The organism is Aquimarina mytili, assembly GCF_016735115.1.
GTDB lineage: Bacteria > Bacteroidota > Bacteroidia > Flavobacteriales > Flavobacteriaceae > Aquimarina > Aquimarina mytili.
Genome location: NZ_JAERQJ010000002.1, coordinates 274,943 through 301,498, shown reverse-complemented (window position 1 = coordinate 301,498; position 26,556 = coordinate 274,943). Strand labels below are relative to the sequence as shown.

The following is a 26,556-nucleotide window of genomic DNA, read 5'->3' as shown; positions in this document are numbered from 1 at the left end:
CTATATTTGAGAAACAAATGAGATTAACTTAAACCTAAAACATTATCATCTTATGAGTAAAAGAGACGAATTAATAGCAAAATATGCTTCTGATATTAAAGATAAAATTGGTCAAACACCTGATATGGATCTTTTAACCAAAGTTACTATCGGATGTGGGCCTTCAATTTATAATGCTGATGCTGCTACAGTGTCGGGGAGTGACCAAAAAGAATTAGATACGGTAAAGAAAAACTTCTTAATGAAGAAACTTGGTCTTTCTGATGGACCTAAATTAGACGAAGCAATTGCGTCTGTAATTGAAAAGTATGGTAAATCAAACCGTAATAAGTATAGAGCTGTTGTTTATTATCTTTTAACAAAGCATTTCGGTAAAGAGTCTGTTTATAAATAGAATAAGATATCAACATTTTAAAAAGGCATTCATAATGAATGCCTTTTTTGCTTAAAATCAAGTGAACTACTTCGGGGCAAGCTCGTGAGGCATCGGTTGGAAAATAATTTTGATTTTGAGGAATGCCTCGTAGCATTTAAATCTCGATTATCGAGTAAAGAGAAGATTAAAAAAGTATCTTTGCGCAAAAAGTTAAAAATGCTTGCATTAGGAGTACATAATACATTGGAAATTTTAAGAGATAGAGAGCCTGGAATTTTTCTTGGTGATCAAGATGGAAACGAAGTATTGCTTCCTAATAAATACGTTCCCGAAGAGTTTGAGATTGGAGATCAAATCAAGGTATTTGTGTATTTGGATAGCTCAGAGCGTATTGTGGCAACTACATTAGAACCCTACGCCACCGTTAATTCATTTGCATATTTAAAATGTACAAGTGTTTCAGAAATTGGAGCTTTTTTAGATTGGGGATTAGAAAAAGATCTTTTCGTGCCGTTTAAGGAACAGGCTTCAAAAATGCGTGTTGGTAGCTGGTATCTTGTGTATGTGTATCTTGATGAAGATACTAATAGACTAGTCGCTTCAAGTAAAACAAATGCTTTTTTAGATAATACATTGGTTCTATTGTCTCCTTATGAAGAAGTAGATCTTATTGCATCACATCCGTCTCCTCAAGGTTGGAATATGATTGTTAATCAAAAGCATTTAGGATTAGTGTACTCTGATGAAATTTTTCAAAAAATTACATCAGGAGATCAGCTCAAAGGGTTTGTTAAAAAAGTACGTCCGGATGGAAAAATAGATCTAACACTACAACGACACGGTTTTAGAGGGATAGAGCCAAATGCTGAACAAATTCTTAAAGAGTTAAAAGCTAGTGGAGGATTTATTGATCTTAATGATAAGTCTGACCCTGAAGATATCAAAGAAGTATTTCAGTTAAGTAAAAAAAGCTTTAAGAAAGCTATAGGTACATTGTATAAGGCAAGAAAAATTACTATCGAAAAAGATGGGATCCGACTTGTAGAATAAAAGGTGGGTTGAAATGGGTATTTGGGATTATAGATATAGAGGAAAATTCTCAATATAAATATTTTATTAAATTTATATTCTCAAACTAAATAATTTCAACAACTTAACCTTTTATTTTTGATGGTAACATTATGTAAAAAAATTGCTGAAGCTAAATGGTTTCAAAACTTCATTATTTCAGTAATTATACTCGCAGGAGTTTTAGTAGGAATACAAACTTATGGAGAAGAAGTAGCACAATGGACTACGATTATTGATGCAATAGATTGGATAATATTAATCATTTTTACTCTTGAAGTAATTATTAAAATTACTGCCGAAGGTAACCAACCACAAAATTATTTTAAAGACGCCTGGAATTTATTTGATTTTTTTATTGTAGCAGCATGTTTTGCCGGTCCTTTTATTGGTGATAATGCCGAGTTTCTACCTGTTTTACGATTAATACGTATACTTCGGGTATTTAAACTGGTTACTGCGCTACCAGAACTGCAACTCATTGTAGGAGCACTTTTACGAAGCATTCCATCTATGGCATATATTAGTTTGTTACTAGGGCTGTTGTTTTATATCTATGGAGCCATGGCCGTTTTTATGTTTGGAGCTAACGATCCTATCCATTTTGAAAATTTACAAATAGGGATTTTATCTTTGTTTAGAGTAATTACCCTTGAAGATTGGACAGATGTAATGTATATCAATATGTATGGATGTGATAATTATGGGTATGGCGGTAATGAAGCTTTATGCACAAATCCCTCTGGATCTCCAATAATAGCATCTTTGTTTTTTGTTTCTTTTGTTTTAATAGGAACCATGATTGTACTCAATTTATTTATAGGGGTTATTATGAATGGAATGGATGAAATGAAGGCAGAAACAGAAATTAAAGCGAAAGTAGAAAGAAAAGCAAAAGATGATGGTACAGATTTAAAAAATGAAATGCATTTACTTATTGATAAGGTAGATTCTTTAAAAGAAGAGCTAAGCTTGTTGTCACATCTTTATGAAAATGAGAGGAACGGAAAACCAGTGCTGCAGGAAGTGTATAAGTATAAACAGGTTAATGGCGAGCCTTGATAAAGACGTTTTGTGTGATTTTTTATAATTGCAATTTAGCAGATGAATAGGAAAATAAAGTATTCAATCACTGATTTAAAAAAATGGGATGATGAAAAAGTGATTGCTATGATTTCTGAAAAAGCTGAGGAATTACAACTTGGGTTGTTTGGAGAAAATCTTAGTATTGCAAGTGAGGCAATGGTAGAGTTTAATGCTGTATGGAATTTACAGGAGTGTGTAAACCAAGATGGATTTGATTTTTTCTTTCTTTCATATGGAATAGATTATGGCAAAATTGCTGTTAAAGGATTTGAAAGAATTGGTGCAGGTGAGTATAAAAAAGTAACTCAGGTAGCTATGGAGGATTATAAAAATGTAGACTATACCAATATAACCGAGCCACATGGTGAAATTTGTTTAGTAAGTTCTGATTTTTATGATTTGACAGGTTTGGAGTTTTTTTTGATTAAGTACATCCGCAAAAATTATGAAGAATTTGTAATTAAATAAATCAATATAATTCTTCTAGCTTTTTATTACACTATATTGTAGTATTTTTGAGGATATAAAAAAATAAATAATGAGTTCAGTACACTGGAAAACAGCAAAAGAATACGAAGATATAACCTATAAAAAATCAAACGGGGTTGCTAGAATAGCATTTAACCGGCCAGATGTTCGAAATGCTTTTAGACCGAACACCACTAGCGAACTATACGATGCTTTTTATGATGCTCAAGAAGATGCCTCAATTGGTGTTGTGTTGCTTTCTGCAGAAGGGCCTTCTTCAAAAGATGGCGTATATAGTTTTTGCAGTGGTGGTGATCAAAAAGCAAGAGGCCATCAAGGCTATGTAGGTAAAGATGGAATGCATCGATTAAATATTTTAGAAGTTCAACGACTTATACGATTTATGCCAAAGGTTGTGATTGCTGTTGTACCAGGTTGGGCAGTAGGAGGAGGACATAGCTTACATGTGGTTTGTGATCTTACACTGGCGAGCAAAGAACATGCCATATTTAAACAAACAGATGCCGATGTGACTAGTTTTGATGGGGGATACGGTTCAGCATATTTAGCAAAAATGGTAGGACAAAAGAAGGCACGTGAGATTTTCTTTTTAGGAAGGAATTATTCTGCTCAGGATGCTTATGAAATGGGTATGGTCAATGCTGTGATTCCTCATGATGACCTTGAAGAAACTGCTTATGAATGGGCTCAAGAAATTCTTGAAAAATCTCCAACATCCATTAAAATGTTGAAATTTGCAATGAACCTTACTGATGATGGTATGGTTGGTCAGCAAGTTTTTGCAGGAGAAGCGACACGATTAGCGTATATGACCGAAGAAGCAAAAGAAGGAAGAAATGCTTTTCTTGAAAAACGAAAACCAGATTTTAAAAATGTTAAATGGATTCCGTAAATTTATAAATCCCCTTTACGTTATCATGTAAAAGGGGATTTTTTATTATATACAATATGGACAAAAAAGAAGAGGAATTATTATCCATGCATTATCAGATGGAAAAGACTGACATCAAACAACAAAGGTTGGAGGATCGTCTTATGTCTATTTCAGAAGATTTAAGGAAAAGTAAAAATATTAGAAATTTATATTTCTTTTTCATAATTGTACTAATACTGCTAATTGCTATTGGTGGTTTTTACTGGACTCAAGATAATGGGGTCGATCAATATTCTGATGATACCAAAAAAATTGAGCACCTCCAATTACTTAACGATTCTTTACAGAAAGAAGTTTCTAAGCTTAAATCTAGTTTTTTGATGGGCAAAAATGAAATGACCGGAGTTGAAGATTCAACAAGTTTGTCAAAAGATTCAATAGCGGGGAAGTTAAAACTTGATAAACGATATTGTTATATTAAAAGGGCTTTTAAAAGCAATGATGTGATTTTTGTTGAAGTTGATTTTATAGAATATTATTACGGTAAAAGGGCTGTAAAAAAGGCTAAAGAATTTGGTGATGCCGAGTATGATTTGGACAAAAATGGGGATACATTGTATTTTCTCTATAAAAATTATTATATTAACAATCAGAATCCTAGTACTAGGATTTTAGAAATTGACGATAGAGCACAGGTGAGGGTTGAGAGTATCAATCAAATTTCTAAAGGTTTTCCATTAAAGGCATTCCAAAAAATTATTACTAATAAACCCGTTTTGATTTTGGAAACTAATAATGGTGTTGTATATAAAATAACCCAACAGAAACTCCCTTAAGGCAAGTGATGATTATGTCTTTAGAATAACTAAAAATCCCTAATACCCCAAAAATGAAAGTTATTAAAGATGAAGATCTTTTATCTTTACATTATCAGATAGAAAAAGCCGAAATAAAACAAAAAAAGCTCGAAGATCTTTTGGATGTTGAATCGGATAAACTCAAAAAAAGTAAAAAATCGAATAGGTTATTCGGATCGTTTTCATTGGTTCTTTTTTTGTTGGCAATTTTTCTTGTGGCAAATTCTTTCCATTTTAGTAAAACATCCGGAAAAAACTACGAAAGCGAAGAACTTTCTCTAATCTTAGAAGAATTTGATGCGGCAAAGGCTGAACTTGAAAAGTTAAAAGAAGAAAATAACAATTACAAAGATATTCAGGGATTGTATTTGTATCGAAATCTTATTAATAAAGATACTATATATTCTGTTCAGGTTAAGGCTTTTAATGATAACAAAATAGCCACAATTTCTAATAAGTTTACCAATGTATTAGTTTATAACAATGCTTCTATTTATAAACTAAGTTTAGGGGTTTTTGAAACCTTAAAAGAAGCACAAGAGTTCAGAAAAGTCTTAATGCAATCTGGATTTGATAAAAAGATCTTTGTGATATCTTATAAAGATGGTAAACGTATACGAATAGAAGACTTTTACTAGTGATTATCTCAACTTTGGAAAATCAGTGGGGTTAGCCTCATTCATAATCTCATATACCTTTTCAAAAATATCTTCTACAGATGGTTTGCTAAAATAGTCGCCGTCAGTACCAAAAGCGGGTCTATGTGGTTGTGCACTTAAGGTTTGAGGTTTACTATCTAAATACTGATATATATTTTGTTCATCAATAAGTTTATGAAGCATATAACCCGTTGCACCACCTGGTACATCTTCATCGATAATTAATACTCGATTAGTTTTTGCAACACTTTTAGCAATGTCGTGATTTAAATCAAAAGGAATTAATGATTGAGCATCTATTACTTCTGCATTGATTCCTGTTGATAATAATTCTTTGGCTGCTTGTTCAACTAATCTTAATGTTGATCCATATGAAACAAGAGTAATATCTGTTCCTTCTTTTACAGTTTCTACAACTCCTATTGGTGTTCTAATCTCAGAAAGGTTAGAAGGCATTTTTTCTTTTAGTCGATATCCATTAAGACATTCTACTACCAATGCGGGTTCGTCACTTTCTAATAGGGTGTTGTAAAAACCTGCTGCCTTGGTCATATTTCGCGGAACAAGAATATGTATACCTCTTAACAAATGAACTAATCCGCCCATTTGCGAGCCAGAATGCCAAATACCTTCTAATCGGTGACCTCTTGTTCTAATAATTAAAGGTGCTTTTTGTTTGGCAAATGTTCTATAGCGTAATGTGGCAAGATCATCACTCAGGCCTTGTACGCAATATAAAATATAATCTAAATACTGAATTTCGGCAATGGGTCTTAGTCCTCTCATTGCCATACCAATTCCTTGTCCGATTATAGTCGCTTCTCTAATTCCAGCATCAGATATTCTGATTTCTCCAAATTTTTCTTGCAATCCTTCAAGTCCTTGATTTACATCTCCAATTTTACCGCTATCCTCACCAAAAATCAAGGCTTCTGGAACTCTGTTGAATATGTATTCAAAATTATCTCTAATTATAACTCTTCCATCCACCAATTCTGCATCATTACTATATTGGGCAGGGACTTCTTCTATGTTGATAGCTTTTGTTTCAAACTCACTGTATAAATGATCGCTATACTTTGGTTGTATGCGATTTTGATAGCTATCAACCCATTGTTGAAGTGCAGTTTTTTCAACAAAATTTTCTTTTGTAAGATAACGTAGTGTTTTTCTTGTTGCTTCAAGTATATCTTTACGTATAGGCTCTTCCTTAGCGGCAAGAGTATTTAGAAGAGGAGAAATGAAATTTTTGTTTTCACTCTTTGCTTCTACAGATTTTAATACTTTTAAAGCTTCATTTTGCTCAGCTTTTATTTCTGATATATAAGCATTCCAAGCATCTGTTTTTCCTTTTCGAACCTCTTTTTTAGAAGTTTTTTCTATATCTAATAGTTCTTCTGCTGTAGCGATATTGTGGTCAATAATCCACTCTTTAAATTTCTTAATACAATCGTGCTCTCTTTCCCAGTTTAATCGCTCTTCGCTTTTATATCTTTCGTGAGAACCAGATGTAGAATGACCTTGTGGTTGTGTTAATTCTTTAACGTGAATAATCACTGGGATGTGTTTTTCTCTTGCTAATTCTTCAGCAGTTTCATATGCATCCATTAGAGCTGGGTAATCCCAACCTTTAACTTTCAGAATTTCATAACCTTCGTGATTTTCGTCACGTCTAAATCCTTCTAGTACTAATGAAATATCTTCTTTGGTAGTTTGGTGTTTTGCATGAACAGAAATTCCATACTCATCATCCCAAACACTAATCACCATAGGTACTTGTAATACACCTCCGGCATTTATGGTTTCCCAAAATAAGCCTTCGCTAGTACTTGCGTTTCCGATAGTACCCCAGGCTACTTCATTTCCTTTAATGGAAAAATTATTCTGTTCTGGTAAAACTTTTTCGTTACGATATACTTTAGAAGCTTGAGCTAATCCTAATAACCTAGGCATTTGACCTGCAGTAGGAGAGATATCAGAACTAGAATTTTTTTGTTGTGTAAGGTTTTTCCAGCTACCATCTTCATTCAAGCTATGCGTAGCAAAATGGCCTCCCATTTGTCTTCCGGCTGCAAAAGGTTCTCTTTTTATGTCGGTATGTGCGTATAGTCCAGCAAAGAATTGTTCAATTGTATATTGATCGATGGCCATCATAAATGTTTGATCACGATAATAACCTGATCTAAAATCTCCATTTCTGAAAACTCTTGCCATCGCAAGTTGTGGTAATTCTTTACCACCACCAAAAATTCCAAATTTTGATTTACCTGTAAGTACTTCACGTCTACCTAGTAAACTACACTCTCTACTTACTAGTGCGATTTTATAATCTCTAAGTATTTGATTTCTATATTCTTCGAAAGAAATATTAGATGTAGTAACAGTTTCAGGTTGCATACGAACGACGTTTTTAGGTTCGCAAATTTAATCAAAATACTAACCATTTGCAAGTATAGAACTCTTAAAGTTTTTGAATATAATTTACTTAAAACGCTATTTTGTTGATGAATTATCTATTTAATCGATTATTTTAAGGATTGATTAACAAATATTCAAAATTTTCACATTTTTAAGATATGTGTATTTTTATATACGATTAGTACCACTCTCTAGTGAAGAGTTTGATTAATGTTTCTGGACTTAATGTTATGATAAAACGAATTTGCTGGTCATAATTGGGTTGAGATATTTCCCATCCTTTATTGGATACAATGGGGAAAAATACTTCAAAATAATCGGCCACCAAGCTAAGTCTAATTCCGCTGTCGAAAACAAATTTTGGAGAAACACCTTTGTTTTTCACTAAACCTACATCTCCATAGGCATAAATCCAATTCCAGATATTTGTATTGGCGTTAAAGGTAGTAAGCCATTGATTAGAAAATGGGTACTCTAATTGAGATTTAAAACCACCTTCTGCTAAAATAATCTGCTGGCTAACCAAGCCTGTATCTTCACTACGACCTAGATAGTTATAATCAAATAAATAATCGGTGGGTCTGTCTAATGCAAAACTGAAAAAATCACCATCTTTTTCGGTATCATTAAAAAGAAATGTTCCTGCAAACAACCTAAGGTTTACCTGGCGATTGTTTAAAAACAGTTTTCTGTAGTTGATCGTAGTAGATAACTTTCCAAAATTCTTGGCTAGTTGATAATCTATAGTATATCCCAGAAAATTTATAAGATTAAAATCAGAGTATTGATACCGGGCATTAAATACATTGTAATCAGGTGTTACTACAGGGTTTTCTTCGTTTCTTTCTCTAAATACGTTTATATTACGAATGGATAATCGTTGTTTTTTATTAGATCTTAGGTCTTTTGGTCTAAAATAAAAATTAACAGAAGAAGATAATCGTCTAAACAATAAATCAGGCGCATAACTAAACATGCTTCCGTTGATTCCATATCGAATTTGATAAAGTCCGTCTTCAGCAATTTGTTTACGAAGGAAAAAAGAAGCAGAACCAAGTAATTTATTAGACTTTAATCCATAAGCAGGGGATATGTTATATTCAAAATTTCTTTTTAAAATTGTTTTGTTATAAAATTTTGAAGCGATAGTAAAACCATCATAAACATTAAACTCAAACTCTGGAATAAAAAATATCTGACCATACCTTGGGTCTTCTACATCTTGTAAAACTCTAAATTGTAGAGGCTTGTTAAAAATCCATTTAAAATTTCTGTAATTATCGCGCCGGTTTATTTCAGGGATTTTTTGATCATAATCTAATACAAGTTTACTGATGTCATCATTAGCTATGGTTACCGTTTTGGTTCCCGAAATATTAGAAACCCATGTTTTAGAGATAACATCCTTTTTACGTAGCCCATATAATGAAATAGGCATTGTGTTACTCCTTTTATTTTTTATAGTTACCTCTAAAGAGTCTTTTCTTTTCTTGACTGATTTTATTTTAAAATCTAACTTTTTATTCGTGTTTACATAATCTTCAAAAAACCAATCAATATTTTTGGGCGATAATGAAGTAAGAATTTTTCTATATTCTTTAGATGAAGTTGGTTTTAATACATTTTGGGTATAAAAATCTTTAATACTTTGGTCAATAATATTATCATCTTCAAGGTAATCCTCTAAATATTTGAATCCAACTCCTGCTTTATATGCATTTGCAATATTTTTATTGAATTTAACTAATTCGTCTTGTGGTAAGGATAAGGGTTGATCCAGAAATAATCTTGCCATATTCTTGTAGCCTAAGAAGTATTGGTCATTAAATTTTAGATCTGCAGCATGAAACCATCTCACTCCAATTACTTTACTTAATTTACCGATGATTTTCATTTCTGGATAGAATTGCTCGGTGTATGACATCATTAGATAGATATGTAATGCATCTCTAATCCAGGTATCATATCTGGGATTGATAAGTAATGTGTTTTCTAAGTAATTTTCGGTAATGGCTTTTAATTGCTTTATCTCATATTGAAATCCATCTGGGAAGGGCCTTAAAATATCTGGTAACTGATTCAAGCCATATACAGGATTATTTTTATAGTCACTTTCTGAAACCAGGATCTTATTAAAGGGATAGGGGCCTAATTTTTTTTGTAAAAAATTAATGATTCTGTTAGTGGCTACAGATTTCATTTCGGGCATGAGATCATTATCATCTATATTACTAATAAATTCTAGATCCCCAGCCGGAAAGCCATAAAAAGTACTAGTTCTTTCTATATAGAGCTTTACTTCATTTCTATTGCTACCTTGTATACTGATTGTTTTGTTAAGTTTATCATCAGATAGGGTGCTGCTTTCTCTTTCTAGTTCGCTGACTATTTCGTATTCTTCCGGAATTTTAATATTTATTTGGTAATCAGCTAACGGTGTATATAAATCATCTAAATTTTTATGACTGTATGCGTTCCATTTAGTATCGTAGACTGCAGGAACTATATGCCAATATTTTAGACTAAAATTTCCATTAGCATGATATCCATAACGTGTAAATTTACTGCTCGGAATTTTTACTTTGTATTTTAAAAGAAAAGTATGGCTTTCTCCTGGTAATAATGGTTTAGAGCACTCTATCCACATAATATCCGAAACCCCATTATGCCGCCCCCATTTTAAGGGTTTTGATGCAGTATTGGTAATAGTTTGGATTATGGTTTTTCCGCGTTCATGATCTTTGGCAAAATAAAATCGTTTTAAAAAATCTTCAGAAAATCTTTTGCCCAATTCTGTTGTCTTACTAGAAAAACTATTGGCCCAGTCTAGAAACAATACTTTGTTTAGTGTATCACTTGATGTGTTTGTATATACTATTTCTTGCTCAATAGAGAGTTCTCTTTTTTCCGGATCAAGATTAGCATTAATCATGACGCTATTTTGTGCTGTTGCTACAGACAAAATAAAAAAAGCTAATATAATATGAGATGTTTGTGTGATACTCAATTTTTATATGCGATTAGCGGGCATTATGTATGTTAAATAATGTACTCAATAATTATTATCTCTTTGAAATATATAAACAAAAAATGAATAATAGCTTTTGCATGAATTCAAATTAAAGTCTATACTAAATAACTGAACTAATTGTTGGTTGTTTCAGAAATTTGGACTTAAATTATACTCACCATAGAATTTATCTAAAATTTTAAGCACTTCATTTGGTGTGTCTACGACATGTATAAGATCAAGATCTCCTGGGCTAATATTACCAAATTTTTCTAGTAATGTACTTTTTACCCAATCAATAAGTCCTCCCCAAAACTCAGTACTTACAAGTATTATAGGAAATTTGGCGATTTTTTTAGTTTGTATTAATGTCATCGCTTCGAACAACTCATCCAAAGTTCCGAAACCTCCTGGCATTACGACAAATCCTTGAGAGTATTTTACGAACATTACTTTTCTTACAAAGAAATAATCAAAATCCAAGCTTTTGTCGCTATCAATATATGGATTGTCATGTTGCTCAAATGGTAATTCTATATTTAGTCCAACAGAGGTTCCTCCTCCAAGATGAGCCCCTTTATTTCCTGCTTCCATAATACCAGGACCACCTCCAGTGATAACTCCGTATCCATGACCCACAATTTCTTTGGCTACGTCAACTGCTAATTGATAATATTTATCGTCAGTTTTTGTACGAGCTGATCCAAATATAGATACACAAGGACCGATTTTGCTCATTTTTTCAAAACCATTAACAAATTCTCCCATGATCTTGAAGATTGCCCATGAATCATTTGTTTTTATTTCGTTCCAACCTTTGTGGTGTTGTTCTTTTCTCATGAATAGTATTTTTAATTTAAAACCTCAAGCTCTTTTTTTAGAAACTTTGCGGTATAACTCTTTTTGTTTTTTATAATTTGTTCTGGAGTACCTTTGGCTACAATTTCGCCTCCATTTTTTCCTCCTTCATATCCTATATCAATAATATAATCTGCCATTTTGATCACGTCTAGATTGTGTTCGATGATTAAAACGGTATTTCCTTTGTCAACTAAAGTATTTAAAACCTCCATTAATACTCGAATATCTTCAAAATGAAGCCCGGTTGTAGGTTCATCTAAAATATAGAAGGTGTTACCTGTATCTCTTTTGGATAATTCTGTAGCCAATTTTATTCGTTGGGCCTCACCTCCAGACAGTGTTGTTGATTGTTGCCCAAGTGTAATATAGCCTAATCCAACATTTTGGATAGTTTTAAGTTTTCGGGAGATTTTTGGAATATGTTCAAAGAACATGCACGCTTCATTAATGGTCATCTCTAAAACATCAGAGATTGATTTTCCTTTATACCTTATTTCTAAGGTTTCTCTATTAAAACGTTTTCCCTGACAGGTTTCGCATTCTACATAAACATCTGGAAGAAAATTCATTTCTATAACGCGTAATCCACCGCCTTTGCATGTTTCACAGCGTCCACCAGCTACATTAAAACTGAAACGACCAGGTTTATAGCCTCTAATCATAGCTTCTGGTGTTTTGGCGAATAAACTTCGTATTTCTGAAAATACACCAGTGTATGTAGCAGGATTTGATCGTGGTGTACGACCAATAGGAGATTGATTGATATCGATTACTTTGTCTGAATGCTCAAGACCCTTAATGCTTTTATAGGGCATTGGCTTTTTTACACCATTAAAATAATGAGCATTTAGAATGGGGTAGAGGGTTTCATTGATTAATGTTGATTTTCCACTACCAGAAACTCCTGTTACGGCAATCATTTTTCCTAAAGGAAGATCAATCGATACATTTTTTAGGTTATTTCCTGTTGCTCCTTTTAACGAAATTGTTTTCCCGTTTCCTTTTCTACGCTTTTCAGGAACTGCAATTTGTTTTTTTCCACTTAAGTAATCTGCGGTAAGTGTATTGTGCTGTTGCAACTCAATAGGAGTTCCTTCACTTATAATTTCACCACCGTGTTTTCCGGCTAAGGGACCAATATCGATAACATGATCTGCTCGCTCTATCATATCTTTATCATGTTCCACTACGATAACTGAATTACCAATATCACGCAATTGAACTAAAGAGTTAATTAGTTTTTCGTTATCTCTTTGATGCAAGCCAATACTGGGTTCGTCAAGTATATATAATACACCAACCAACTGCGAACCTATTTGCGTAGCTAGTCGTATGCGTTGAGCTTCGCCTCCAGACAATGATTTACTGCTTCGATTCAGGGATAGATAAGTTAATCCAACATCAACCAAAAATTGTAAACGAGCATTAATTTCTTTTAAAATCTCACCAGAGATCTGTTTTTGTTTGTCGCTTAATTGATCTGGTAAGGTTTTGAACCAATCTGCTAGCTCTATAATGTCCATTGCAGCTAATTCTGCAATATTTTTGTTATTGACTTTAAAGTATAAAGATTCTTTACGTAATCTTGAGCCATTACATTCTGGACATTGAATATTATCCATAAAATCTTTTGCCCATCTTTTTAAAGATGTAGAATCATTGTTGTTATATGTGTTTTCTATAAAAGTAGCTACACCTTCAAAATCAATTTTATATTCTCGGGTAACTCCAAGTGTTTTGCTATTGATGCTAAACTTTTCTTTTCCTCCATATAGAATAAGCTCCATCGCTTCTTCTGGGATCTTTTTTATGGGATCACTAAGTTTAAAGTCAAAGCGTTGTGCAATGAGTTCTAATTGTTTGAAAACCCAATTATTTTTTTGAGGTCCTTGCGGCGCCAATCCACCATTTTTAATGGACATTGCATCATCTGGGATGATTTTTTTAATATTAACCTCATACAAGTTTCCTATACCGTTGCATTTTGGGCAAGCTCCTTTTGGAGAATTGAATGAGAAATTATTGGGTTCAGGATTAGGATATGAAATCCCACTCGAGGGGCACATTAAACTTCTACTAAAAAAACGAGCTTCTTGTGATTCCTGTTCTATCACCATTAGTACATCATCACCATGATACATGGCAGTATTGATGGTTTCCATTAAACGTTTCGAATTTTCTTGATCCTGGGTAACACTTAATCGATCGATTACTATTTCGATGTCATGAGTTTTGTATCGATCTAGTTTCATACCTTTAGTGATGTCTACAATGTCTCCATCGGTTCGAACCTTGACGAAACCTTGTTTTGCGATTTGCTCAAATAATTCGCGATAATGTCCTTTTCTAGATCGTACAATAGGAGCGAGTACATTTATTTTTTTTCCTTTATAATCGTTTAAGATTAAATCTTTGATTTGCTCATCACTATAGCTAACCATTTTTTCTCCGGTATTGTAGCTATACGCATCACTTCCTCTAGAAAATAATAAACGAAGAAAATCGTATATCTCGGTAATCGTACCTACTGTACTACGAGGGCTTTTGCTGGTAGTTTTTTGTTCGATCGCAATAACAGGAGATAATCCATCAATTTTATCAACATCAGGTCTTTCTAGTCCTCCTAAAAATTGCCGTGCATATGCTGAAAACGTTTCTATATATCGTCGTTGTCCTTCTGCATAAATGGTATCAAAAGCCAGAGATGATTTACCAGATCCAGATAAACCCGTAATTACAACTAGCTTTTCTCGCGGTATGGTTACATCTATATTTTTTAAGTTATGAACCCTAGCGCCTAAAACCTCAATATTTTCTTCTGATACAACCATAAAATTTTAACCAAGAATGCAAATGTAGTTATTTGATCGCGTTTTGCGAAATAGGTTTAGTCTCGGTTGTATAAAATTGTGTGATTTGCATGTCGTTCATTATTCATTCCATGCTTTTAGGTTAGATATTGGTATTCCAAAACCAAGTAATTTATGCTTTTGAGAAAGGTAAGTGCCACTTTTTGTAGTTTGCCAACCTTCCCAAGTAGCTTCAATTCCTCCGATTGGGATTATAGAAACCCACATTTTGTAGCTAGTCGGAAGGTAATTCTGATCTACTTTCCACAAATAAGAATCTCCAGGAGTAGTTCCACCAGAACTATAACTAACTAATAACCCTTTTGAACCGTCTTCCAGTGTTACTATTTTTCGAGTAACCCCTTTGTCAAATAATTTATGCGGAGCCACAACCCAGAACGAATCATTGTTGAAGTTGTCCAAAGCATTTTTTATTATTTTTTGGTCATTGTCACTAATCGTAACTGATCCGTTTTCATAAATCGAACTTTTATTAGGGTTTGCAAGATCTAACTTCACCATTACATTGTCTATGGTTACTTCTACAATATTTGTTTTTTTATTCCAGAGATAGTGATTCTTATTTCTAAACGTCCATTGAAGATAATCGGTGTTTACATATTTATCATGAAGAACTGCTTCTTGTATTTTTAATGCAAAATTATCTGCTTCGGTACCAGTTTCTCCCTCTGGTAATTTTTCATTTAAAGAAAAGTAAAGCGTTGCAAAAGTTAGTATTAATAATGCTAGAATACTAAAAACTAATATTTTAAGTATTTTTAGAAGTTTTTTTTTCAATGCAGTTGAGTTTTAGAGTTGAAAATGTGTTCTAAATGTATAAAAAAAGCATCAAAGGGAGTCGTAATATTCAAAAGACTTTACGATAAGTTCATCCGATACGATGCAATTATATTTTGCCTTCCCTAAGGTCTCTAAAAGAACAAAATAAATGTTCCCTTTTTCATTTTTCTTATCATGAACAAGAAGTTGTGTAATTTCTTGATAATCTTTTGGATCTATAGCTACTTTTGGAAATGTTGCCAAAATCACATCGCTAATATATTGTAGATCCTCTTTTGATAATGATAATAACTCTGAAGATATAAAAGCTTCCATAATCATTCCGATCGCAATGGCTTCACCATGTAACAATGTTGGCTTTTCTGGATGGGTTAGATAAAAAGATTCTATAGCATGCCCTAATGTATGCCCGAAATTGAGATATTTTCGAATGTTTTGTTCTGTTGGGTCTTCAAAAACGATTTCATTTTTAATTACCACAGAATCATATATCATTTGGTCCAGATCGTCAAAGTTTAACTCAGAAAGGTTACTTATCTTTTCCCAATAGGCTCGATCCTGAATTAATCCGTGTTTTAGCATCTCTGCAAATCCACTACACATTTGGTTTACGGGTAGAGTGGTAAGGTATTCTGTATCAACAAGAACCATTTCAGACTCACTAATAACGCCTACCATGTTTTTTAGGTTTCCTAAATCGACTCCTGTTTTTCCACCAACAGAGGCATCTACCATAGCTAATAATGTTGTTGGGATATTGATATAGTTAACTCCTCTTTTGTATGTGCAAGCAACAAATCCGCCAAGATCGGTAACAACTCCTCCACCAAGGTTGATGATAAGACTTTTACGATCAAAACCTAATTCCGATAAAGCATTCCATATGCCGCTACAGGTTTCTATATTTTTATGAATTTCTCCAGGCTCAATTTCGATAACTTCGATATCATATTCTTTTTCAATCTTACTCATAAAAAGCGATAGGCAGTTCTCATGAGTATTACTATCTACCAGAATACATATTTTAGAATGATTGGCTTTTTCAAGATACGAATTCAATGCAGTGTAACATTCCTGACCAAAATATACGATAGAATCTTTTGAAACAATGGGCTTCATAGTAGTATTAAATTATGAGGTGCGAAATTAAGTAGAATTTAGATCAAAATAAACTCGCAAGTTCTATATTTGCATATATCGTAAAATAAACGATAAGTATTCATGTAAATCATTCATATTGCTATAAAATCATCAATAAAACTGAAGATTATTAAAATTTATTTTAATGGGGAAAAACAACTTATTTGATAATACACAAACTGCATTTTCTTTAAAAAGCGATTCTGAGTTAGAAAGAGCTTATTTTTTGTTTAAAATGATTGCTAATGAACCTCTGGTAAGAATAGGAACGGCAGTAACTAATTTTGCTATTAAAGCTCATTTACCGGTTCAAGGATTGATTAGAGCTACAGTATTTGATCACTTTTGTGGGGGTGTAAGTGAAGAAGATTGCTTGCCAGTGGTTGACAAGATGTATACTAAAAAAGTATGCTCTGTATTGGATTACTCTGTAGAAGGTAAGGAGGAAGAAAAACAATTTGATGCGGTATTGAATAAAACCTTAGAACTTATTGAATTTGCTGATCAAAAAGATGCTATGCCTTTTGGAGTTTTTAAACCTACTGGTTTTGGACGGTTTTTAATTTGGCAAAAGAAGACTGAAGGAGCGGTTCTAACTCAAGAAGAGCAAGATGAGTGGGAGCGTATAGAAGAACGTTTTGATAAGGTATGTCAAAAGGCTTATGATTGTGATGTTGCCTTGCTTATTGATGGAGAAGAGAGTTGGATGCAAGATGCAGCAGATGATCTTGTTGCTAAAATGATGCGGAAATACAATAAAGATAAGGCTATTGTTTATAATACATTGCAGCTGTATAGGCATGATCGTCAAGAGTATTTGCAACGCCTTCATGAAGAATCAAAAGTGTATGACTTTAAGATAGGAGTAAAAATAGTACGTGGGGCTTATATGGAGAAAGAAAACGAAAGAGCTAAAGAAAAAGGGTACCCTACTCCGATATGTAAAGATAAAAATCATACTGATCAAAATTTTAATATGACCATGAAGTATATTCTAGAAAATATAGAAGATATTTCTGTTTTTATAGGCACGCATAATGAAGAAAGTAGTTATTTGGCTATGCAGCTAATGGAAGAATATGAGATTACTAAAAATGACCCTAGGGTTTGGTTTGGACAGTTGTATGGGATGAGTGATCATATTAGTTTTAATCAAGCTTCAGAAGGGTATAATGTAGCAAAATACCTACCCTTTGGTCCTGTACGAGATGTGATGCCTTATTTGATTCGTAGAGCCGAAGAGAATACTTCGGTAGCGGGACAAACCAGTCGTGAATTAAATCTCTTGTCACAAGAGAAAAAAAGAAGGAAACTATAATGAACCTCAATCAAATAACAGTGCCGTCTGTAGATGTTGAACGATCTATTTTATTCTATAAAAAATTGGGTTTAAAACTAATTGTTGAAGCTCTACCGCATTATGCCCGTTTTGAATGTGTTGAAGGGGATGCTACGTTTTCAGTTCATCAGGTTGAGAAGTTACCAGAGGGAGAAGGGGTGTATGTCTATTTTGAAACCAATACATTAGATGCTGAAGTTGATCGTTTGGTAAAAGATGGTCTTACATTTGAGCAATTACCCAAAAATCAAACATGGTTATGGCGTGAAGCCCGATTAAAAGACCCAGATGACAATCAAATTATATTGTACTATGCAGGGCATAATAGAAAAAATCCGCCATGGAGAATAAAAGGATAAGAAAATGTGCTTACCAGATCTGAATGTATTTTGAAAGGTGAAGTTAAAATTAAATGAAAACTAAAATCATTGATCAACCCTTTACACAAGAATATTCTTTTGTTTTTATTTAAGATTTTTTACTAACTTGAATTATTCTCAAGTAAATCATCATGAATTTATATAAAAACCTCAGTGTTGTTTATCATAAGATGTATCAAAGCCTTTTTGATTATGATAAGGAGTTTGATTTTTATTCTACCGTACTACATAATTTTTCTGTTAAAAGTGTTTTAGAATATGGATGTGGTACAGGTAATTTAGCATCAAGGTTTTTAACATCCGGTTTTGAGTATTTAGGAATTGATTTAAACCGTGAAATGCTTGATATTGCTAAAAAAAACTTACCGAACGATAATTTTGTTTTAGGAAATCTTAAAACTTTTCAATCAGATCAAAAATTTGATTGTGCATTGATTACCGGTAGAACAATTAGCTATTTGATAAACAATGAAGAGGTGTTAGAGAGCTTTAAAAGTATAGCTAAAAATGTAAAAAATAATGGTGTTTTAATATTTGATGCCATTGATGCCTCTTCGATGTTTGAGGATTTTGATGAAGAAAAAAAAGAAATTACCGTAGGAAATTATGTAAGAATTGGGACTTCTGCACCAAATCTGAAAACCGGTTGGACATGGGATTGGAGTTCGGAATACTTTGAGAAAAAAGAAAATGAATTAAAATCTTTAGGTAAAGATCATGCGGTGGTGAGAGCTTTTATTAAAGATGAAATAAAACTTTTTTTGGCAATGTCAGGCTTTGAGCTATTAGAGGTTATCGATAAAGAAACCTATATGTGGAAGAGTCATTATTATGTGGCAAGAAAAAAGCAGTCTTAGGTATTTAATAGTTTAATGATTGCATGACTTTTTGAAGTTTTTCAATAACAATTTCAATTTCTCTTTCATTTAAAGATGCAAATCCCATTCTAATACCATTGTGTCCAAGATTATTATGATCATAACGGCGCCATTCCGGATTTAATTCTAGGTGTTGCTTGTATGCTTTGCTAACAACATCGTCCCATTTGAATTTTTTATGTAGCTTCACCCAAATAGCCATCCCTCCATCAGGGATTTTGAAAGTAAAATAATCGCTTAGTTTTTCCTTTAGTAAAGAACAAAACAAATCACGCCGGGACTTGTAGATCTTCAATACTTTGTTACAGTGCCGTTGTACGTCTCCAGCAACAATCATTTTGGCAAGTGTTTGTTCAAGCAACATATCGCCTTGTCTATCAATAATACGACGTAATCTTGCTGCTTCATCAATAAAATCTTTTGGAGCTACCAGATATCCAATTCGCATTGCTGGCGCTATGATCTTAGTAAACCCACCAATGTAAATTACATTTCCATTATAATCATTACTTGCAAGAGGTAGGATAGGAGCATTGCTATAATGAAAGTCATAATCATAGTCATCTTCAATGATGGCAAATTTATACTTTTGTGCTAACTGTAGCAGATGCATACGTCTTTCTGCAGAAAGTGTAACTGTAGTGGGGTGATGATGATGCGAAGTAACATAAACAGCTTTTATGTTTTTAACTTTACATAGATCTTCGATAGCGTTAGTGTCAATCCCATTATTATCTACAGGAACCTGTTCTATAGTACCACCAGCATTTTTAAAAGTATTGTTGGTGGTCAAATAATTTGTGTCTCCTACTATTGCTCGATTCTTTTTGGTAAACAATAATTGACTGGCTAAATAGATTCCCATTTGGCTTCCTCTGGTAATCAAAATATTATTGGCTGTAATATGCAGCCCTCTGGTTTGATTCAAATAGGTTACAAGTGCATTTCGTAAATCTTCATTTCCGTAGGTTGAACCATAGGAAAGCAAACTTTTATTATAACCTTTTTTAGTAATGTTTCTATAGGTTTTGGCAATTTCATCAATTGGAGCTAAGCGATGATCTGGGGATCCATCGTTAACCTTTATTAGACGCTCAGTATTCTCTTGTGCCTCTGAATAATTGTATAGCAAATTTGATCTGGAAGTAAATGAAAAATTACTTTTTGCATTAGTCTTATCAAGGGTACCAGTTTCTGAAAAATTACTTGGGTTGATTATCGGAAGAGAGCTGGTTACAAAAGTTCCTTTTGCAGGAATAGTTTCTATCCATCCTTGCAAAATAAGCTCATCATAAGCTGCAATTACCGTTTTGCGATGCACACCTAATTCTTCTGCCATTTTTCGAGATCCAGGTAGTTTAGTAGACGGAGTAAGTTTGCCGGATTTTATATACCCAATTATCTGGTCACATAATTGAAGATAGAGGTTACGGTTCGCTTTGCGATCTAGAAGAATGTTATTTTTAAAAGGAAACAAAACTGGACTACTAATTATTTAAAAACTGGATTACTATAACGATCCATAAAACTAGTATTTTTGAATGAATATTAAAATTCAATAAGCGAAAATATTGTTTGTGTTTAATGAATTCTTTAGAAATAAGTAATACTCAAAGAACAGATGCACCCTTCATTTACTTTTTATTTGAAGAAGCTATATCATATCAGAAAAGGAATCACTATCCAGTCTGGAAAGGCTACGATAAGATTGCTATAGAGAGTGATATTGAAAATAGATTGCAATTCAAAATCATGATCAATACTGAAATTGCCTGCGTTTTTAGTATTTGTTATTCTGATGCGCTAATCTGGAGAGAAAGAGATAATGGAAATTCAGTATATCTACATAGGGTCGTAGTAAATCCAAAATTTAAGGGGCGTAAATTATTTGGTGAAATAGTAAAATGGGTAAAGAATCATGCTAAAGAGAAAAGGCTAAAACACATACGAATGGATACTTGGGTAGATAACCCAACCATAATTAAGTATTATAAAGGATTTGGTTTTAAAGTGATCGACTATTATACGACACCAGATAATATAGAGTTACCCATACCGCAGAGAAATAATTTTGTAGTGTTGCTGCAATATGAACTTTAGATATTAAGAACAGGAAATAATAATTATTAAATAGTTAACTATGACAGAATACAAAGTTTCAGCATTAAATAAAGTTGTAAGAGGCCCTAAACGGGCAAGCTATGATGTAGATTTGATTAACAAGATATTAGATGATGCATTCTTATGTCATGTTGCGTATGTCTGGAATGATCAAGCTATTGTAATTCCTACAGCTTATGCCAGGAAAGATGATAAAATTTATATTCACGGTTCGTTAAAAAACAGAATGATGCTTAGTTTATTAGAAGCAGGAAAAGCTAGTGTGTCTGTAACACACTTAGATGGTTTGGTATTGGCAAGATCAGCTTTTCATCATTCTGCTAATTATCGATCGGTTAATGTTTTTGGTAGTGTTAGAAAAATAGAAGACTCCGAAGAAAAAATGGAAGCTCTAAAGTGTATTCTTAATCATATGGTTCCTGGTCATTGGGATAACGTTAGGCATCCTAATAATAAAGAATTTAATGCTACCTTAGTTATAGAAATAAGCATGGACACGGCATCTGCTAAGGTTAGGGCAGAAGGGGTTAATGATGAACTTGATGATCATGACAAACCTTATTGGGCTGGGGTAATTCCTATTAAACAAGTGGTATTTGATGCTGTTTCTGATAATGATTTGCCTAAGGGGGTTAAAGTACCTCAAGCCGTTTTAGAATATGTAGAAAAAAATAAATAAAAGATGTTAGAAATAAGACCAACTTGCGAGCATTGCAATAAAAAATTGCCAAACGATAGTGATGAAGCAATGATATGTTCTTATGAGTGTACTTTTTGCAAAAATTGTGTAGATACCTTTTTGCATAATGTATGCCCTAATTGTGGCGGTGGGTTTGAGAAGAGACCGGTTAGGCCCACAAATTGTTTAACAGGTAATTGTGTTGAAAAACATCCGGTTGGAACAAGAACAGTATATAAACCGGTAGATAAAGATAAATTTAAGCAGGTTCTGTATACTTTTAAGGATATAGAACCTAATAAAAGATAGTTTATGATTAATATCAGACGAGCCGAATTAGGTGATGCCGAAAGTATTTCGTTTTTAGGGAAAAAGACTTTTGATCAATCCTTTGGGCACCTATTCAACGATCGTAGCGATCTTATTGGTTATTTAGATGATACTTTTTCTAAAATTAAAATAGAAAATAGCATAGCAAAATATCATAATATGTATTGGTACGTGCATGACAATGATATGCCAGTAGGATATGCCAAGTTACAATTGAACGCTCCTTCAGAGTTTATTGAGGGTAATACTGGAGTATGCAAATTACAAAAGATTTATTTTCTAAAAAGTTATGCTTCTCAAGGAATCGGTGGAAAGTTGCAAAATATGATTTTTGATGAAGCCATAGAGCACGGAAATACGCACTTATGGTTATCAGCTTTAAAAGAAAATAAAAGAGCTGTTGTGTTTTATGAGCGAAATAATTATAAAATAGTTGGAGAACACCCGTTTACCATCGGAAAACAACAATTTGACTTTTGGGTTATGAGCAAAAAACTAGTTTAGTTAAGGATTTCAAGGATGTTAATCCTGGCAATCGAATCACAATTTTCAATGAACATTGTAATAGTTTTTTCTTCAATATTTCCTTCTATAAAATAGGTTTTGCAAGAATCTAATTTGGTATTACTTTTCGAGAAATCTACACTACCTTTTGTTAAAACATAAGATACATCAGCAGTATCTATACGATAGGTGTCCATATTAGATAATACCTGTTCCGAAAATACTCTTTCTTTTATTCTTATGTTTTTTAGAACTCTGGCTGAAGGACTGTAGTCACAAGATGTTTTTTTTCCGCCAAGAAAAAAGAATAAAAGGATTAAGCCAATTGCAAATCCGCCTAAATAATAAAACAAACGTTGTGCTAGTCTCATAAATTGAATAAAATTATCCCGCCAAAAGTAAGTAAAGTTTCAGAAAGTAAGGGATACAAAAGCAGTAAAGTTTTTCAAAAACAATATGCCATAGAATTAATAAAACGAAGACATTTTTTACGTAAAACCTTTTTTCTTTATGATGTAGAAGTTTATCTTATAAAATTAGCAAATTGATATCTCTATAAGAAAGGTCAAACCAATCAGCAATGGGTTTGCTTGTCAAAATTCCGTGATAGAAGTATAATCCGTTTTTTAAACCCCGATCAAAACGTACCGCGTTCTCTATACCGCCTTCGTCTCCAATTTGTGATAAATAAGGCGTAAAAATATTACTTATCGATAAAGAAGACGTTCTGGCGTATCTAGACGGGATATTTGGAACGCAATAATGTTTAACTCCATGCTTTTCGAAAGTTGGGTGATCATGTGAAGTGACCTCACTGGTTTCAAAACAGCCGCCCATATCAATGCTAACATCAATAATTACAGAGCCACTTTTCATACACTCTACCATCGATTCTGTTACTATAATTGGAGCGCGATTTTTACCTCTGACAGCACCTATAACTACATCGCAACGGCGTAGTGCTTTGAGCAGGTTTTTTGGTTGAATTGTAGAAGTAAACAGCGGTCTTCCTACATTAGTTTGCAGACATCTAAGTTTGGTAATCGAGTTATCAAATATTTTAACATTAGCCCCTAATCCTATTGCCGAACGCGCAGCAAATTCTCCAACAGTACCGGCACCAAGAATAACAACTTCTATTGGGGGTACGCCGCTAATATTTCCCATCATTAGACCAGAGCCCATATTGGTAGCGCTACTCATTAACTCTGAAGCGATAAGGACTGCGGCAGTTCCCGCAATTTCACTTAGAGCCCGAACCGCAGGATAAGCTCCATCTGCATCACGTATAAATTCAAATCCTAATGCAGTAATTCTTTTTTTGGCTAACGCCTGAAAATATTCTTTAGACTGCGTCTTTAGTTGCAGTGCAGAAATTAATACTGTTTGAGGATTAAAATGTTCTAATTCTTCTAAAGATGGCGGTTCGACTTTAAGAATGATTGGACATCCAAAGACTTTGGATCTGTCATTGGTGATCTCGGCACCGGCTTCGCTATAATCTCGATCTGTAAAACTAGCTCCGAGGCCGGCATTGGTTTCCAACAATACTCTATGTCCATGTGCAGTTAGTGCTGCCACAGCATCTGGGGTGAGACATACTCGCTTTTCTTGATAACTGGTCTCTTTTGGGATTCCAATAAAGAGTTTTCCTTTTCTACGTGCTACTTCTATCATTTCCTCCTGTGGTAGGAGTTGCTCTTTGGTAAAAGGCGATGTTGGTGTGCTCATTTGTGTGAAATTCTGTAACTCAAATTACGAATAAAAAAGCCAAGAAAACAAATTGAACAAGCTTTTAAATACTATCTCATATAGTTAGGATTCTTTTTCCATCTTTTGATACTTCAATTTTTAAAGTAGTAATATTTTCTGGTAGAAGATCAAATACCTTATCTGGCCATTCTATAAAAACCCATGATCCTGAGTCTAGATATTCTTCAAACCCAATATGATACGCTTCCTCAATATCATGTATTCGATAGAAATCAAAATGATATATTGGTCCATCATTGCTATCATATTCGTTAACCAATGCATATGTCGGGCTTGAGATTACATCATGTACTCCAAGTTGAGTGCATATTTCTTTTATTAATGTGGTTTTTCCAACGCCCATCGATGCGTCAAAAAGTAAGATTTTATTCTTGGTTTCAGAAATTATTTGCTTGGCTATACTAGGAAGATCCTGTAAGGTGTATTCTAGTGTCATTCTTAAATTCAATATCTTTTATATGGAATACTATATTAAGTTTATCTTGGATTTAAAACTATAAATGGGATAACCATCTCTTCTAATGAAACTCCACCATGTTGATATGTGTTTCTATAATAACTCACATAATGGTTATAATTATTTGGGTAAGCAAAGAAATAATCTCCCTTTGCAAAAATAAAAGAGCTACTCATATTTATAGAGGGCAAGTGTATTGATTTAGGATCTACAGCTTCTAAGACTTCTTTTCCTTCATAAGTAAGGCTTTTACCGGTTTTATAACGCAGGTTTAAACTTGTGTTTTTGTCACCAATCACTCTCGACGGATTCTTAACATTAATAGTTCCGTGATCGGTTGTAATTAATAATTTAAAGCCAAGTTGTTGTGCTTGTTGGATCATCTCTAGTAATGGAGAGTTTTTGAACCAGCTTTGGGTCAATGATCTGTATGACTTATCGTTGGAGGCTAATTCTTTGATAACTTCCATTTCGGTTTTACTATGAGAAAGCATATCCACAAAATTGTAGACTACTACAGTAAGATCATTGTCTTTAAGTCCTTTAAAATTGGTGGCAAGAGTTTTACCAGATCTTTCGTTAGTAATTTTGTAATACTCATGCTTTATGTCTAGGCCTAATCGTTGTAATTGCGCAGTAAGGAATTCGTTTTCATTCATGTTCTTTCCTCCTTCATCGGTATCGTCAAGCCATAAGTCAGGATGTCTTTTTTTCATTTCCGAAGGCATTAATCCCGAAAAAATTGCATTCCTGGCATATTGTGTTGCAGTAGGAAGAATACTGTAATACGAAACCTCGTGGTCCTTCTTGTAATAATTATTAACGATGGGTTCAAAAGATTTCCATTGGTCATAACGAAGATTATCAATTACGACTAATAGTGTGGGTTGATCTTTACTAATTTCTGGAACAATCTTTTCTTTAAAAAGTGTGTGCGACATTACAGGTGCCCCATCACTACCACTAAACCAATCAGGATAGTTTTTATCTATAAATTTACAGAATTGAGAGTTGGCTTCAACTTTTTGAGACTCTAAAATCTCGAACATTCCTGTATCTTCAATATCTTCTAATTGCAGCTCCCAATAAATTAATCTTTGATATAACTCTGCCCATTCTTCAAAAGAGTTTACCATGGCCATATCCATGGCTATTTTTCTAAACTCTTGTTGGTAATTTGCTGTTGTTTTTTCTGATACTAGTCTGGAATTATCCAAGTTTTTCTTCAGACTTAATAGTATTTGATTTGGATTAACAGGTTTGATAAGATAATCGGCTATTTTACTTCCGATAGCTTCTTCCATAATATATTCTTCTTCGCTTTTAGTAATCATAACAACAGGAAGACTATCTTTTTTCTCTTTAATTTCTGACAATGTTTCTATTCCAGAAAGTCCTGGCATATTTTCATCAAGAAATACAATGTCAAAATTATCATCTTCTAAAATATCTAAAGCCTCAGTACCACTTTGGCATTTGGTAACTTCGTAGTTTTTCTTTTCTAAAAACAAGATATGTGGTTTAAGCAAGTCAATTTCATCATCCACCCACAGTATTTTTATTTTACTCATCAAAATTTTATTTTTTATTTGTGTTCTTTCCTAGTA

General features: G+C 33.3%; 25 protein-coding genes. 14 read left to right on the top strand and 11 right to left on the bottom strand.

Going from position 1 to position 26,556, the window contains the following annotated elements:
• The first annotated feature begins 52 nt into the window (after positions 1 to 52).
• The 7 genes from JJQ60_RS06190 to JJQ60_RS06160 all read left to right on the top strand — a co-directional run bounded on the left by JJQ60_RS06190 (position 53) and on the right by JJQ60_RS06160 (position 5,388).
• Positions 53 to 394, top strand: a complete 342-nt coding sequence (locus JJQ60_RS06190) for a DUF2853 family protein (RefSeq protein WP_201917760.1) — start codon at positions 53 to 55, stop codon at positions 392 to 394.
• A 198-nt stretch (positions 395 to 592) separates the two neighbouring features.
• Entirely contained in the window at positions 593 to 1,426 is an 834-nt protein-coding gene (locus tag JJQ60_RS06185; RefSeq protein WP_201918211.1) for a CvfB family protein, read from the top strand.
• 120 nt (positions 1,427 to 1,546) lie between these two features.
• Entirely contained in the window at positions 1,547 to 2,506 is a 960-nt protein-coding gene (locus JJQ60_RS06180; RefSeq protein WP_236669062.1) for an ion transporter, read from the top strand.
• Between the two features lie 42 nt (positions 2,507 to 2,548).
• Positions 2,549 to 2,998, top strand: a complete 450-nt coding sequence (locus tag JJQ60_RS06175; protein ID WP_201917756.1) for a DMP19 family protein — start codon at positions 2,549 to 2,551, stop codon at positions 2,996 to 2,998.
• Between the two features lie 70 nt (positions 2,999 to 3,068).
• The gene (locus tag JJQ60_RS06170) at positions 3,069 to 3,911 is read left to right on the top strand and encodes a 1,4-dihydroxy-2-naphthoyl-CoA synthase (RefSeq protein ID WP_201917754.1); all 843 of its coding nucleotides are present in this window, start codon (positions 3,069 to 3,071) and stop codon (positions 3,909 to 3,911) included.
• A 56-nt stretch (positions 3,912 to 3,967) separates the two neighbouring features.
• Entirely contained in the window at positions 3,968 to 4,729 is a 762-nt protein-coding gene (locus JJQ60_RS06165; RefSeq protein WP_201917752.1) for a hypothetical protein, read from the top strand.
• A gap of 53 nt (positions 4,730 to 4,782) precedes the next feature.
• Entirely contained in the window at positions 4,783 to 5,388 is a 606-nt protein-coding gene (locus JJQ60_RS06160) for an SPOR domain-containing protein (RefSeq protein ID WP_201917750.1), read from the top strand.
• Between the two features lie 3 nt (positions 5,389 to 5,391).
• Here the strand turns inward: JJQ60_RS06160 and JJQ60_RS06155 are convergent, their stop codons facing one another.
• The 6 genes from JJQ60_RS06155 to aroB form a co-directional block, all read right to left on the bottom strand.
• Positions 5,392 to 7,806 carry an alpha-ketoacid dehydrogenase subunit alpha/beta gene (locus JJQ60_RS06155; RefSeq protein ID WP_201917748.1) on the bottom strand — a complete coding sequence of 805 codons (2,415 nt, stop codon included), beginning with the start codon at positions 7,804 to 7,806 and terminating at the stop codon, positions 5,392 to 5,394.
• Positions 7,807 to 8,005: 199 nt separating this feature from the next.
• Complete coding sequence (locus JJQ60_RS06150) at positions 8,006 to 10,834, bottom strand: gluzincin family metallopeptidase (protein ID WP_236669051.1); 2,829 nt, start codon at positions 10,832 to 10,834, stop codon at positions 8,006 to 8,008.
• Positions 10,835 to 10,987: 153 nt separating this feature from the next.
• Complete coding sequence (locus JJQ60_RS06145; RefSeq protein WP_201917746.1) at positions 10,988 to 11,677, bottom strand: LOG family protein; 690 nt, start codon at positions 11,675 to 11,677, stop codon at positions 10,988 to 10,990.
• Positions 11,678 to 11,688: 11 nt separating this feature from the next.
• A complete protein-coding gene (gene uvrA / locus JJQ60_RS06140; RefSeq protein ID WP_201917744.1) occupies positions 11,689 to 14,529 on the bottom strand; it encodes an excinuclease ABC subunit UvrA in 2,841 nt (946 codons plus the stop codon).
• Positions 14,530 to 14,628: 99 nt separating this feature from the next.
• Positions 14,629 to 15,345 carry a hypothetical protein gene (locus JJQ60_RS06135; protein ID WP_201917743.1) on the bottom strand — a complete coding sequence of 239 codons (717 nt, stop codon included), beginning with the start codon at positions 15,343 to 15,345 and terminating at the stop codon, positions 14,629 to 14,631.
• Positions 15,346 to 15,396: 51 nt separating this feature from the next.
• Entirely contained in the window at positions 15,397 to 16,467 is a 1,071-nt protein-coding gene (gene aroB / locus JJQ60_RS06130; protein ID WP_201917741.1) for a 3-dehydroquinate synthase, read from the bottom strand.
• Positions 16,468 to 16,633: 166 nt separating this feature from the next.
• Here aroB and JJQ60_RS06125 point away from each other — a divergent pair, with 166 nt between their 5' ends.
• The 3 genes from JJQ60_RS06125 to JJQ60_RS06115 all read left to right on the top strand — a co-directional run bounded on the left by JJQ60_RS06125 (position 16,634) and on the right by JJQ60_RS06115 (position 19,064).
• On the top strand, positions 16,634 to 17,806 hold the full coding sequence (locus JJQ60_RS06125; RefSeq protein ID WP_201917739.1) for a proline dehydrogenase family protein: 1,173 nt from the start codon (positions 16,634 to 16,636) through the stop codon (positions 17,804 to 17,806).
• On the top strand, positions 17,806 to 18,186 hold the full coding sequence (locus JJQ60_RS06120; protein ID WP_201917737.1) for a VOC family protein: 381 nt from the start codon (positions 17,806 to 17,808) through the stop codon (positions 18,184 to 18,186). Before JJQ60_RS06125 ends, JJQ60_RS06120 begins: the two co-directional genes overlap by 1 nt.
• Positions 18,187 to 18,338: 152 nt before the next feature.
• Complete coding sequence (locus JJQ60_RS06115; protein WP_201917736.1) at positions 18,339 to 19,064, top strand: class I SAM-dependent DNA methyltransferase; 726 nt, start codon at positions 18,339 to 18,341, stop codon at positions 19,062 to 19,064.
• Positions 19,065 to 19,068: 4 nt separating this feature from the next.
• On the opposite strand, the gene pdxR is transcribed toward JJQ60_RS06115, so the two are convergent.
• Positions 19,069 to 20,562, bottom strand: coding sequence for a MocR-like pyridoxine biosynthesis transcription factor PdxR (pdxR, locus tag JJQ60_RS06110; RefSeq protein ID WP_201917734.1), 1,494 nt, complete (start codon positions 20,560 to 20,562; stop codon positions 19,069 to 19,071).
• Between the two features lie 107 nt (positions 20,563 to 20,669).
• Between pdxR and JJQ60_RS06105 the strand changes: the two genes are divergently transcribed.
• The 4 genes from JJQ60_RS06105 to JJQ60_RS06090 are packed head-to-tail and all read left to right on the top strand — an operon-like array spanning position 20,670 to position 22,719.
• Complete coding sequence (locus JJQ60_RS06105; RefSeq protein WP_201917732.1) at positions 20,670 to 21,185, top strand: GNAT family N-acetyltransferase; 516 nt, start codon at positions 20,670 to 20,672, stop codon at positions 21,183 to 21,185.
• Positions 21,186 to 21,225: 40 nt separating this feature from the next.
• Positions 21,226 to 21,885 (top strand): pyridoxamine 5'-phosphate oxidase family protein, encoded by a 660-nt coding sequence (locus JJQ60_RS06100; protein WP_201917730.1) that lies wholly within the window; start codon positions 21,226 to 21,228, stop codon positions 21,883 to 21,885.
• Between the two features lie 3 nt (positions 21,886 to 21,888).
• Entirely contained in the window at positions 21,889 to 22,194 is a 306-nt protein-coding gene (locus JJQ60_RS06095) for a DUF1272 domain-containing protein (protein ID WP_201917728.1), read from the top strand.
• A 3-nt stretch (positions 22,195 to 22,197) separates the two neighbouring features.
• Positions 22,198 to 22,719, top strand: a complete 522-nt coding sequence (locus tag JJQ60_RS06090; protein ID WP_201917726.1) for a GNAT family N-acetyltransferase — start codon at positions 22,198 to 22,200, stop codon at positions 22,717 to 22,719.
• On the opposite strand, the gene JJQ60_RS06085 is transcribed toward JJQ60_RS06090, so the two are convergent.
• From JJQ60_RS06085 to porX, 4 genes are all read right to left on the bottom strand, one after another.
• Entirely contained in the window at positions 22,716 to 23,090 is a 375-nt protein-coding gene (locus tag JJQ60_RS06085; protein WP_201917725.1) for a DUF4258 domain-containing protein, read from the bottom strand. The two genes, JJQ60_RS06090 and JJQ60_RS06085, sit on opposite strands and share 4 nt — an antisense overlap.
• 157 nt (positions 23,091 to 23,247) lie before the next feature.
• A complete protein-coding gene (locus tag JJQ60_RS06080; RefSeq protein ID WP_201917723.1) occupies positions 23,248 to 24,450 on the bottom strand; it encodes an alanine dehydrogenase in 1,203 nt (400 codons plus the stop codon).
• Between the two features lie 76 nt (positions 24,451 to 24,526).
• Positions 24,527 to 24,928: a tRNA (adenosine(37)-N6)-threonylcarbamoyltransferase complex ATPase subunit type 1 TsaE gene (tsaE, locus tag JJQ60_RS06075; protein WP_201917721.1), complete on the bottom strand. Its 402-nt coding sequence runs from the start codon at positions 24,926 to 24,928 to the stop codon at positions 24,527 to 24,529.
• 41 nt (positions 24,929 to 24,969) lie between these two features.
• Entirely contained in the window at positions 24,970 to 26,520 is a 1,551-nt protein-coding gene (porX, locus tag JJQ60_RS06070; protein WP_201917719.1) for a T9SS response regulator signal transducer PorX, read from the bottom strand.
• Between the last annotated feature and the right edge of the window lie 36 nt (positions 26,521 to 26,556).